The 12,696-nt window shown below is 35.6% G+C and carries 9 protein-coding genes; 7 read left to right on the forward strand and 2 right to left on the reverse strand.

The features are described 5' to 3' along the window. Positions 1-328 precede the first annotated feature (328 nt). Positions 329-2,266 (forward strand): polyglycerol-phosphate lipoteichoic acid synthase LtaS, encoded by a 1,938-nt coding sequence (gene ltaS, locus CD172_RS08055; RefSeq protein ID WP_060552434.1) that lies wholly within the window; start codon positions 329-331, stop codon positions 2,264-2,266. 70 nt (positions 2,267-2,336) lie between these two features. On the opposite strand, the gene CD172_RS08060 is transcribed toward ltaS, so the two are convergent. After that, on the reverse strand, positions 2,337-3,152 hold the full coding sequence (locus CD172_RS08060) for a ZIP family metal transporter (protein WP_037567809.1): 816 nt from the start codon (positions 3,150-3,152) through the stop codon (positions 2,337-2,339). A gap of 112 nt (positions 3,153-3,264) precedes the next feature. Here CD172_RS08060 and CD172_RS08065 point away from each other — a divergent pair, with 112 nt between their 5' ends. The 6 genes from CD172_RS08065 (at position 3,265) to CD172_RS08090 (ending at position 11,545) form a co-directional block, all read left to right on the forward strand. Continuing rightward, positions 3,265-5,142 carry an ABC-F family ATP-binding cassette domain-containing protein gene (locus CD172_RS08065; protein ID WP_103346034.1) on the forward strand — a complete coding sequence of 626 codons (1,878 nt, stop codon included), beginning with the start codon at positions 3,265-3,267 and terminating at the stop codon, positions 5,140-5,142. 10 nt (positions 5,143-5,152) lie between these two features. Beyond that, complete coding sequence (recQ, locus tag CD172_RS08070) at positions 5,153-6,943, forward strand: DNA helicase RecQ (protein WP_037567813.1); 1,791 nt, start codon at positions 5,153-5,155, stop codon at positions 6,941-6,943. Between the two features lie 177 nt (positions 6,944-7,120). Continuing rightward, entirely contained in the window at positions 7,121-8,074 is a 954-nt protein-coding gene (locus CD172_RS08075) for an ABC transporter ATP-binding protein (RefSeq protein ID WP_103346035.1), read from the forward strand. Continuing rightward, positions 8,071-9,585: an ABC transporter permease/substrate-binding protein gene (locus CD172_RS08080; protein ID WP_103346036.1), complete on the forward strand. Its 1,515-nt coding sequence runs from the start codon at positions 8,071-8,073 to the stop codon at positions 9,583-9,585. Before CD172_RS08075 ends, CD172_RS08080 begins: the two co-directional genes overlap by 4 nt. A gap of 305 nt (positions 9,586-9,890) precedes the next feature. Further along, positions 9,891-10,940: a histidinol-phosphate transaminase gene (gene hisC / locus CD172_RS08085; RefSeq protein ID WP_103346037.1), complete on the forward strand. Its 1,050-nt coding sequence runs from the start codon at positions 9,891-9,893 to the stop codon at positions 10,938-10,940. 74 nt (positions 10,941-11,014) lie between these two features. Further along, the gene (locus CD172_RS08090) at positions 11,015-11,545 is read left to right on the forward strand and encodes a 5' nucleotidase, NT5C type (RefSeq protein ID WP_081858238.1); all 531 of its coding nucleotides are present in this window, start codon (positions 11,015-11,017) and stop codon (positions 11,543-11,545) included. Between the two features lie 61 nt (positions 11,546-11,606). Here the strand turns inward: CD172_RS08090 and CD172_RS08095 are convergent, their stop codons facing one another. After that, positions 11,607-12,536 (reverse strand): diacylglycerol/lipid kinase family protein, encoded by a 930-nt coding sequence (locus tag CD172_RS08095; protein ID WP_103346038.1) that lies wholly within the window; start codon positions 12,534-12,536, stop codon positions 11,607-11,609. Positions 12,537-12,696: the final 160 nt, after the last annotated feature.

Below are 12,696 nucleotides of genomic sequence, written 5' to 3' on the forward strand. Positions count from 1 at the left end.
CTATAGCCGTTATAATGAATGTTATTGAATAAATAGACACCATTGTTAAGGGGTTATGAACTACGTATAAATACAAGATGATTTTAATTTTGAGTAAATATAAATTTATTCGAAATAAAGCCTAAAAACCCTTTTTCACTTGAAAAATGACACTAATTCGTATATATTGTTATATTGAACTTACATATGTTTATTACGAAAATGTTACAATTATAAAGAGAATTCAATTTATTTATTGATAAAATGAACTTGATTGAGATGCAGAAAAAAATATGAACTTAAACTGTGCTAAATGCACCATATGAGATGAAAATATGGGGGAACATGAATGGAAAATAATAGAAAGAAGATAGGGATTTTCACGTTTTTCTTATTAATGGTATTAACAATTTCACTAAAAACGTATTTCGCCTATTATGTTGACTTGTCACTCGGTGTTAAAGGACTTACACAGAATTTAATTTTATTAATGAATCCTTATAGCTTACTTGCACTTATTTTAAGTGTATTCTTATTCTTTAAAGGTCGAAAAGCATTCTGGTTAATGCTTACTGGCGGTTTCTTATTGACGTTTTTATTATATGCGAACGTCGTATACTTCCGATTCTTTTCAGACTTTTTAACGTTTAGTACGTTAAATCAAGTCAGTAATGTCGACTCAATGGGTGGTGCCGTTGGTGCATCATTCCAAAAGTATGATTTTGTGTATTTCTTAGATATTATCGCTTACTTGTATATTTTAATTTTTAAACAAAAATGGTTAAGCTATAATGTTTTCCATAAAAAGTTTATTCCAGTTGTAATGGCAACTGCGGTCGCACTATTTTTCTTAAACTTAGCGTTTGCAGAAACAGATCGCCCGGAATTATTAACACGTACATTTGATCATAAATATTTAGTGAAGTATTTAGGTCCTTATAACTTCACCGTTTATGATGGGGTAAAAACAATTCAAAATAACCAACAAAAAGCTTTGGCTTCTGAAGATGATTTAACACGTGTATTAAACTATACAAAACAAAAACATACAGCACCTAATATGGAATATTATGGTAAAGCCAAAGGTAAAAATATCATTAAAATTCATTTGGAAAGTTTCCAAACGTTTTTAATTAACAAAAAAATTAACGGTCATGAAGTCACACCATTTTTAAACAAATTGTCTTCAGGCCAAGAAGATTTTAGATATTATCCAAACTTCTATCATCAAACAGGTCAAGGTAAAACGTCTGATGCTGAATTCACGATGGATAATAGCTTGTACGGCTTGCCACAAGGTTCTGCGTTCTCATTAAAAGGGGACAATACGTATCAGTCTTTACCGGCTATCCTTAAACAAAAAGAAAATTACACATCTAATGTGATGCACGGTGACTACAAAACATTCTGGAACCGTGATCAAGTATATCGTCATTTCGGCGTTGATAAATTTTATGATGCAACGTACTATGACATGTCACCTGAGAACTTAGAAAACTTAGGTTTAAAAGATAAAGAGTTCTTTAAAGAATCAGCAGACTATTTAGACAAAGAAAAACAACCATTTTATTCTCATTTAATTACTTTAACGAACCACTACCCATTTACATTGAGTAAAGAGGATGCCTCTATTCCACCAGGCAATACGGGTAACTCTACAGTAGATGGTTATATTCAAACAGCTCGTTATTTGGATGAATCGGTAGAAGCATTTATTAACGACTTGAAAAAACGTGGTCTTTACGATGACTCAGTGATTATTATGTATGGTGACCACTATGGTATTTCTGAAAATCATAATAAAGCGATGTCACAACTTCTTGGTGAGCCAATTACACCAGCCAAGTTTAATGATTTAAATAAAACTGGTTTCTGGATTAAAGCACCTGGTGTAGAACCTAAAGTAGATCCAACATATGCAGGTCAAGTCGACGTGATGCCTACATTACTACACTTGATGGGTATTGATACTAAGAACTACATCATGCTTGGAACAGATATGTTATCTAAAGATCATAAGCAGCTCATTCCATTCCGTAATGGTGATTTTGTAACTGATAAATATAAATATGTGAATGGTAAAGCATATAGCCATAAGGATAATAAACCAATGGCAATTCAACCAAAAGACTTAGAAAAAACGAAAAATCAAGTTGAGAATGACTTAGAAATTAACGATGAAATTTTAAATGGCGATTTAATGCGTTTCTATAAAAACCCTGATTTTAAAAAGGTAGATCCACGTGATTACCATTATGAAGCAGGTCCTAAAGGAAAAGATAATTAATTCGTTTAACAAAAAAGCACTTCGGCATGTTCGAAGTGCTTTTTTTATATTCATTTTCATTATTTGACCGTTAGCCTAAAGCAACATCGAGGATCATCATAAGTGTGAAGCCACCCATTAAACTTAATGTAGCTAAATCGGTATTTTTCGCTGATTGCGAATCAGGAATCAGTTCTTCAACGACTACAAAAATCATTGCACCAGCGGCAAAAGCAAGGGCATAAGGTAAAATGGGTGTTACGACGATTACGGCTGCAGCACCTATGACAGCGAATACGGGTTCAACTAAGGCTGAAGCTTGTCCATAATTAAACGCTTTCCATTTACTACTGCCTGCCGCCCGAATAGGCAAGGAAAGTGCAGCACCTTCTGGGATGTTTTGAATGCCGATACCAATTGCCAATCCTAAAGCCCCTAGTAAAGTGGCATGTGTGTTGCCAGTGGCAATCCCACCGAAAGCAACACCTACTGCTAAACCTTCTGGAATATTGTGCAACGTAATGGCTAAAAACAATAACGTATTTTTATTTAAATTTGTAGGAACGCCTTCTTGTTTTTGGGATTCGTCATTTGTATTTCGATGCATATGTGGGATGACATAATCGAGCGAACGTATGAAAAGGCCCCCTAATAAAAATCCAATTGCGGCAGGCATCCAAGGTACCGCGCTGTCTGAACTACTCTCAATCGCAGGCTGTAATAATGACCAAAAACTCGCAGCGATCATAATGCCAGCTGCAAATCCTTGCATAGAGTTCAAAACTTTTTCATTAACTTTTTTAAAAATAAAAACAGTTGCCGCACCAACAGCTGTCAGTAACCAAGTGATGGTTCCGGCACATAATGCCTGAAGTGTGGGCGACAACGACGAAAGAAAATCCAACATTACAAAAGGCTCCTTATATCATTTGAAATCAAAAAAGTGTATAATATATAGAACTGATTTAAGCGTAACAAATAATCAAGAGTAAATCTATAAGAAAAAGGAAGTATTAGCGTTGGAAGCGTTTAAAATAGAACACCTACATAAATCTTATGCAGATAAAGTGATATTTGATGACTTAGCATTATCCATTTCTAACCAAGAGCGAATTGGGTTAGTGGGTATAAATGGAACAGGGAAAAGTTCATTACTTAAAGTGATTGCTGGCCTTGATGATGATTTTACAGCACAAGCGACACATCCTAAACAGTACAAAATCCGCTATGCTGCGCAAAAAGAAGATATGGACCCTTCATCAACTGTGTATGATGTCGTTTATCAAGCTGAAACGGATGCACTCCAAACGATTAAACGTTATGAACTAGCCGTGGCACAATATAGTACGCATCCATCAGATCAAGCGTTCAATGAAATGATGGATGCACAGGCACAGATGGATAATAAAGGCGTTTGGGACTATAGTGCTGAAATTAAAACCATCTTATCAAAATTGGGGATTCACGATACAACGCAACAGGTAAGCACATTGTCGGGTGGACAACAAAAACGGGTTATTTTAGCACGCACATTGATTGAAAAGCCTGATTTATTGCTCCTCGATGAACCAACGAACCATTTGGACTTTGAATCGATTCAATGGCTTATCAATTTTGTAAAAACGTATCCGAAAACGGTAATGTTCGTGACACATGATCGCTATTTTTTAAATGAAGTATCGACACGCATCGTAGAACTAAAAAATGGTCAACTGTATTCTTATCCAGGTAATTACGAGACATATATTGCGATGCGTTCTGAACGTGAAATGATTGAACAACAACAACAAGTGAAACAACGTGCGTTATATAGGCAAGAGTTAGAATGGATGCGCGCAGGTGTTAAAGCACGAACGACGAAACAACAAGCCCGTAAAGATCGCTTTGAGCGCATAGAACAACAAGTAAAATCACATAAAGTTCAAGAAAAGGGGGAACTGAATTTAGCACATGCACGCTTAGGAAAACAAGTGTTTGAGCTTGAGGCAGTAGGTAAAGCGATTCAAGATAAAACATTATTCAAATCTTTTTCTACAATTATTCAAAAAGGGATGCGTATTGGTATCGTTGGCCCCAATGGTGTAGGTAAGACGACACTACTTAATATTATTGCAGGTGTGGATGACAATTTTGAGGGTGTTCTAAAAGTTGGGCAAACGGTCAAAGTAGCCTATTTTAAGCAAACAGATGAGCATTTAAATCGTGATGTACGCGTCATCGACTTCTTACGTGAAGAAAGTGAAGTTGCACGTCAAAAAGATGGTACGATGGTATCTGTTACTCAATTATTAGAACAATTTTTATTTCCAAGTGCTACGCATGGTAAAAAGGTGTACAAACTTTCTGGTGGCGAACAAAAGCGCTTATATTTACTTAAATTACTTGTACATCAACCGAATGTACTTATTTTAGACGAACCCACAAATGATTTAGATACAGAGACGTTAACTATTTTAGAGGATTATATTCACCATTTCGGTGGCACGGTTATAACTGTAAGTCACGACCGCTACTTTTTAAATAAAGTCGTAGATACTTATTGGTACATTCATAATGAAAAAATTGATGTTATTGTAGGTCAATTTGAAGATTATATGACCTACAAAAAATCACTAGAAGCAAGCCTCCAATCTTCAAAACCAGCATTAACAAAATCTACTGCGCCTAAAAAGAAACAAAAGGGGTTATCGTATAAAGAAAAACGTGAATATGATATGTTAATGACGCGTATAGAAGAAACTGAATCACGGTTATCGGAAATAGAACAAGAAATGATTGAAGCAAGCGCAGATTATGGCTTGATTAAGCAATTGAATGATGAAAAAGAAAGTTTAGAAGCACAATACGATAAAGACATCACGAGATGGAGCGAACTTGAGGAAATTATTGAACAGTAAGAGGGATAAAATGGAACAAACACTGTCACATTATTTTGGATATAAGCGTTTTCGTCCAGGGCAAAAAGAGATTATTACCCGTGTACTTAACCAGCAACATACGTTAGGTGTTTTACCAACTGGCGGTGGGAAATCCATTTGTTACCAAGTGCCGGGACTTATGCTAGGGGGAACAACACTTGTTATAAGCCCACTCATCTCATTAATGAAAGATCAAGTAGATCAATTACATACGATGGGGATTTCTGCTGCATACTTAAATAGTAGTCTATCGCTAAAAGCACAAAAAGAAATTGAAGCGCAACTATTAAACGGTGCGTTACAATTTTTATATATTGCCCCAGAGCGCCTTGAAAATGAAACGTTTTTAAGGTTGCTATGTCGTGTAAATATTAAGCTTGTTGCTTTTGATGAAGCACATTGTATCTCTAAATGGGGACATGATTTTAGACCAAGTTACCAGGCGGTCATTCATCGTGTATTGGCGATGCCACAACAATTTGCGATTGTGGCTTTAACAGCAACAGCGACGACAGAAGTTCAACAAGACATTATGTCACGATTAGGTATTCATCCGAACCATCTCATTAAAACGAGTATTAAACGTCCTAATCTTTTATTTAAAGTCGATCATACGTACCAACGTCAAAAGTTTGTGTTAGATTATGTTCAATCACATTCCAAAGTCTCAGGCATTATTTACTGTTCGACACGTAAACAAGTTGAAGCAATGTATGAGGCGTTGCGAGATGCAGATATTCCAGCAACTTATTACCATGCGGGTTTAACCGCAAAGCAACGCGATGAAGCACAACATGCGTTTTTATATGACAAAAAGCGCGTCGTTGTTGCAACCAATGCGTTTGGAATGGGGATTGATAAATCCAATGTGCGGTATGTAATTCATTATAATATGCCTGGTGATTTAGAATCCTACTACCAAGAAGCAGGACGTGCTGGTCGTGACGGGCTTGAAAGTGATTGTATTTTGCTATTTAGCGACAGAGATATTGCGCTCCATCAGTATTTTATTTCAACATCCTCAGCAGATGATGATTATAAAGAGAAGATGGGTGACAAATTGACCAAAATGATTCAATATACGAAAACAAATAAATGTTTAGAAGCCACATTGGTACATTATTTTGAACCGAATGAAAAATTAGCAGAGTGTCAGAAATGCAGTAATTGCGAGGCACAGAATAAAACATATGATATGACTAAAGAGGCAAAAATGATTGTAAGTTGTGTCATTCGGTTAGGACAAAAAGAAGGGTATCAAACGGTCATTCAAGTTTTACGTGGTGAAACATCAGATTATTTAAATCACAATCAGTTTTATACGTTGTCAACGTACGGGATAATGAAAGACTATACAACTGGTGAATTGCACCATTTAATTGATGAACTGCGTTTTAAAGGTTATTTAAATGAATATGATGAGAAGTTGATGTGTGACCCATCCGTTGGACAATTATTAAATGAAAACATCAAAATCAAAACGACGCCATTCAAAACAAAATCGAAAGAACGCGTAAATATTAACACGATTGAAGGTGTCGATCGTCACTTGTTTGATGCTTTAAGTGAAGTGAGACAACAAATGAGTGATAAATTGGATGTACCACCGATTAATATCTTCTCAGACTATACTTTAGAGGAATTCGCTAAACGTAAACCAACTACTAAACAAGAAATGATTCAAATAGAAGGTGTCGGAAGTTATAAATTAAAGCATTATTGTCCGCCATTTTTAGATGCTATACAGGCATATAAACAATTGGGACAGACTTCTATTTAATGTTAAGTTTGTATCAAATCATAGAAGAAAAGGCATGCGCAATATAAATGTGCACGCCTTTTTTTGTAGTGAGCATGCCTTAATATTGCGTTAAATTTACTTAATTTAAAAGCTTAATATTAGTAAGATAGGGTATACTTTTTACAATGATATTAAATTAAAAAATGAGGTTAAATAATGATTAAATTCGAGGATGTTACGAAAAGTTATGGTAATAAAGTCGTCGTTAATAAAGTAAACCTTAACATTAAAGAAGGTGAGTTTTTTGTACTTATCGGTCCATCTGGATCTGGTAAAACCACGACGATGAAAATGATTAACCGACTCATCCCTTTAACAGATGGTTTTATATATTTTAATAATAAGCCAATAAGCGATTATTCTGTTTACGAAATGCGTTGGGATATGGGGTATGTGTTACAGCAAATCGCGTTGTTCCCGCACATGACCATACGTGATAATATTGCACAAGTCCCTCTAATGAAGTCGTGGACTCAAAATGAAATTGATCATCGTGTAGACGAACTTCTTAAAATGGTCAATTTAGATCCCAATACATATCGTCATCGAAAACCTGATGAATTATCAGGAGGTCAGCGTCAACGTGTAGGTGTGGTGCGAGCATTAGCGGCCGATCCACCTGTCATTCTTATGGATGAACCATTTAGTGCGTTAGACCCAATTACTCGAGAAAACCTGCAAGATGATTTATTACGTTTACAAGCTCAAATTAAAAAAACAATCGTGTTTGTCACTCATGATATTGAAGAAGCATTTAAACTGGGTGATCGCATTTGTCTTCTAAATGAAGGTAAAGTCGAACAAATTGGTACACCTAATGAATTCATACAACATCCTAAGAATGCGTTTGTGAAACAATTTATAGGAGATTTATCCGGAGTATTTTTAAATCATTTCACACTCGGAAAGGTAGCTGAGTTAATCGGCACGCCTATCGACAAAAGTGATGACATGATAAAAGTTGACGGGGAGCGTTACGTTAGTGACATATATGGAGAACTTGCTTCACATGAAGGTGTTATCGTACATTCTTCACAACAATTATGGAAGTTGACGAGACAAGATATTTTCAAGTTCTTATCTACACATCGGGCAGGTGATAGAAGGTGACAGAATTTTTAACTACGTTGAACGAACGGAAAGGTCAATTACTTTCAACACTTATAGAACACATACAGTTATCTTTTATTGCATTACTTATTGCCGTATTAATCGGTGTCCCTTTAGGGATTTTATTAACCAAACAAAAAAATGTTGCTGAAGTGATCATCAATATTGCCGCGGTTTTACAAACGATTCCTTCATTAGCGTTACTAGGACTAATGATTCCACTCTTTGGTATTGGGACAGTACCTGCGATCATTGCTTTAGTCGTCTATGCTTTATTACCAATTTTAAGAAATACCTATACTGGCGTGACGGGGGTTGATCCCTCACTTATCGAGGCTGCTAAAGGGATTGGTATGAAACCGATAAGACGTCTGACAAAGGTAGAATTACCGTTAGCAATGCCAGTGATTATGGCGGGAATCAGAACAGCCATGGTGCTCATTATTGGTACAGCAACGCTCGCAGCGTTAATTGGTGCTGGTGGATTAGGGGACCTTATTTTATTAGGTATTGACCGTAACAATGCATCACTCATTCTCATCGGTGCGATACCAGCGGCATTGTTGGCTATTTTGTTTGATATTGTATTACGCATTTTAGGACGTATGTCTTACCGCAAAATGTTAATCACTTTAGGTGCCATTTTACTAGTGATGTTCTTTGTCACGATTGCACCTCTATTTTCACAAAAAGAAGAAAAAATTACGTTGGCAGGTAAATTAGGAACTGAACCGTCAATCATCACGAACATGTATAAGATTTTAGTTGAACAAGATACGAAATATAAAGTAAATGTTCAAGACGGTATGGGTAAAACGACTTTTCTTTTTAATGCTTTAAAAGCAGATGAAATTGATGGTTATTTAGAATTTACGGGAACAGTGTTAGGAGAACTTACAAAAGAATCTCCTAAATCTAAAATGGAAAAAACAGTTTATCAACAAGCGAATGATAATTTAGCACGTCAATATGATATGGAAATGCTCAAACCAATGAAATATAATAACACCTATGCATTAGCAGTGAAACGAGACTTTGCTGAAAAACATCATTTGAAAACGATTGGTGACTTGAAAAAAGTTGAAGATGACATTCGACCTGGATTTACTTTGGAATTTAATGATCGTGGCGATGGTTATAAAGCGATTCAACAAACGTATGATTTAAAATTTAAAAACGTTAAAACGATGGAACCGAAATTAAGATATCAAGCGATTGAAAAAGATGATATTAATTTAATTGATGCGTATTCTACAGATGCTGAACTGAAACAATACGATATGGTCGTTTTAAAAGACGATAAGAAAAGTTTTCCACCATATCAGGGCGCGCCACTATTTAAAAAAGCATTTATTAAAGAGCACCCTGATGTAGAAAAAGCACTCAATCAATTAGAAGGAAAAATCTCTGATGAAGAGATGCAAGAAATGAACTATCGTGTGGCTGAAAAAGGTGAAGATCCTTATAAAGTGGCTAAAGATTATTTGAAAAAAGAAGGATTGGTTCACTAAAGCACACACGCGTGCGTTATTGATGCGCATTGTGATAGTACATTATCGAAAGTGTTAAATTTAAGCGTATGAACTTGTCTCATATTTAAATTGATAAGTCTTCAAAATGGATGTAAAGATGCATTTTGAAGACTTTTTTATGTGACCATTCATCACCGGTTACTTTATTTTTCATCTATACTTTGACGCTTTAAAGCAAATATGTAATAATTGAATTTATATTAAAAAAGTATAGCGTTTTTAACCGATTATCGTTATAATAGAAAACATATTTTAAAAATTCTGAATATTGGAGGCGGTCGTTCATGAAATCGCAAATTGCACAATTACGTGCATATCAACCTGGGTTATCACCAGAGGCGCTAAAAAAGAAATATGGTATTGAAGGTGATTTGCATAAACATGCGTCAAATGAAAACGTCTTTGGACCTTCTCCAAAAGTAAAAGAAGCCATCCAAACACATGTTGATGATTTATATTTATATCCAGAACCGAATGCGCCATTATTACAGCAAGCTATCGCAGACCACTATCATATCGATCCGAATCGTATTCTCTTTGGCGCGGGTCTTGATGAGATGATTGTTATTATTTCGAGAGCATTATTACGTGCAGGGGATAAAGTGGTAACAAGCGAGGCAACATTTGGGCAATATTATCATAATGCAGTAGTTGAAGATGCGAATATGGTTCAAGTGCCTTTAAAAGATGGTAAATTCGATTTAGACGCGATTGCAGAAGCGGTAGATGCATCTACATCAGTAGTATGGATTTGTAATCCTAACAATCCGACAGGTACGTATCATTCACATGATGCGATTGAGGCTTTTATTAAAAAAGTACCATCAGATGTTACCATTATTTTAGATGAAGCGTATGCTGAGTATGTGACTGCAGACGATTTTCCGCGGACACTTGAATTAATGGAAATTTATCCGAATGTCGCAATGTTACGAACGTTTTCTAAAGCATATGCACTCGCAGCCTTGCGTATCGGGTATCTGATTACGACGGATACATTAGCCTCTAAGCTCAACGTATTACGCCCACCATTTAACACGACGCGTCTTTCAGAACAGGCAGCATTAGCAGCGCTTAAAGATCAAACCCATTTACAAAAAGCGGTTGAGATCAATGATGCAGAGCGCCAAAAATGCTATGCCATTGATACGAATCTTAAAATTTATCCATCGCAAACTAACTTTATTTTTGTCGAAACGTCTCAAGCTTCAGAATTAAATGAAGCGTTATTAAGAGCAGGTATCATCGCGCGCTTATTCCCTAACGGTGTTCGTATTACTTTAGGTTTTCCTGAACAAAATGATGTCATCCGTGAGGTGTTAGCACAATTCTAAACTGATAACATGAATTCCAATCTTGTGTTTGATATAATCGACCTAATGAAGTAAACAAGGAGCGATTTGAAATTATGAGACAATCGATAGGCATCGATATGGATGAAGTGCTTGCAGATACGTTTGGTGCAATAATAGATGAGTTTAACCGACGAACACAATTAGGTGTGACTGTAGAACACATTTTAGGCAAGAAAATTTATGATATTATGCCTGAACATGCTGCTGAAATTAGAGATATTCTCGCTTCTGATGGCTTCTTTAGACGTCTTAAAGTGATAGAAGATGCACAAGAGGTTGTGCGTAAATTATCTAATCATTATGATATTTATATTGTTACGGCTGCTATGGATGTGCCATCTTCATTCCACGATAAATATGAATGGCTCAAAGAACATTTTCCATTTTTAGATTCACAACAATTTGTATTTTGTGGTCGTAAAAATATTGTGGCTACAGATTATCTCATTGATGATAATCCAAAACAACTAGGTATTCATACAGGGAAACCGTTAATGTTTTCAGCGCCACATAATCGTGATAATACTGACTTTGAACGCCTAAATAATTGGAAAGAAGTCGAAGCATACTTTTTAGGGGCATAGTGGTAAAACATTATTAAGTAAAATAAAAGGAATGGGGCTGTGAAAGTGGCCCCATTCCTTTTTAATCATTTTGATTAGCTTCAGACGCCGTTAACAATTTGATCTTTTGAGGGTGTATTTCAATGGTGATAGGTGTTTCAAAATTAATTTCACCATCCACATCAACACGCATCTTAGGAGAAGTCGACAAATGGATATGATGACTTGGGATGTGTTTAATATTCTCACTAATCTCATTCCATGTCATACTATCTCGCAAACTAAACATGTCTTTAAGAATACTAATACTATAGTTATTGAAAACAAATGTACTTAACTGACCGTCAGAAGGTGACAAATCGGTCATTGGTATTTTACCACCACCAATAAAACGGCCATTGGCGAAAAGAATCATTGAGGTTTCACCGGAGTAAGTTTTTCCATCGATTTCAAGGTCATAATTAAAATGTTCTGGATTGGCTAAAGTTTTAAAAGTTGAGGAAATGTAACTTAGTTTTCCGAAAACATCTTTAGACTTACCCTCTACATTTTCAGCATTTTGAACCATAAGTCCAATTCCCGCAAAATTTAAAGCATATTGGTCATTCACTTTCATCACATCATAAGATTTAGGTTCTGATAGAAGTAGATCATGTGCTGCATCACCTGCATTGTTTGAAAGGTTTAACGTCTTTGCAAAATCATTAAATGTCCCTCCTGGAATTACTCCAACAGGAAGGTCTAATTCATTTTTTAAGACACCATTGATTAATTCATTGACTGTACCGTCACCGCCTAAAATAAAAAGAACATCAATGTCATCAGCGTTATTGGACTGCGCAATTTGTTCGCAATAACGTTCGATATCTCCTTCGTTTTCACTCAGTTGAATTGAGAACTTCTTGCATAATTGTGTTAATGCGACAGTGACTTCGCCTAACCCTTCATGAATTTTATTTAACCCTGAATGTTGATGATAAAATAATAATCCATTGTTATATTGATATGCCATACAACTTCCTTCTTTCATTAAACCTATTTACTGACATATATACCGCATTGAAATGTTTTTTAATCCTCTTTATGTGAATTCGTTAAAAAATCAACCGTAAGGATAAACATTGCTTTAGTGTGGGGGAACATACGATGGCTATATAAAAAGGGGATTTGAC

It is taken from the genome of Staphylococcus agnetis (assembly GCF_002901865.1).
Classification (GTDB): domain Bacteria; phylum Bacillota; class Bacilli; order Staphylococcales; family Staphylococcaceae; genus Staphylococcus; species Staphylococcus agnetis.

Excerpts from the sequence above, each read along its gene's own strand:
- ltaS (WP_060552434.1), top strand. The coding sequence starts at position 329 with ATGGAAAATAATAGAAAGAAGATAGGGATTTTCACGTTTTTCTTATTA.
- CD172_RS08060 (WP_037567809.1), bottom strand. The coding sequence starts at position 3,152 with ATGTTGGATTTTCTTTCGTCGTTGTCGCCCACACTTCAGGCATTATGT.
- recQ (WP_037567813.1), top strand. The coding sequence starts at position 5,153 with ATGGAACAAACACTGTCACATTATTTTGGATATAAGCGTTTTCGTCCA.
- CD172_RS08075 (WP_103346035.1), top strand. The coding sequence starts at position 7,121 with ATGATTAAATTCGAGGATGTTACGAAAAGTTATGGTAATAAAGTCGTC.
- hisC (WP_103346037.1), top strand. The coding sequence starts at position 9,891 with ATGAAATCGCAAATTGCACAATTACGTGCATATCAACCTGGGTTATCA.
- CD172_RS08090 (WP_081858238.1), top strand. The coding sequence starts at position 11,015 with ATGAGACAATCGATAGGCATCGATATGGATGAAGTGCTTGCAGATACG.
- CD172_RS08095 (WP_103346038.1), bottom strand. The coding sequence starts at position 12,536 with ATGGCATATCAATATAACAATGGATTATTATTTTATCATCAACATTCA.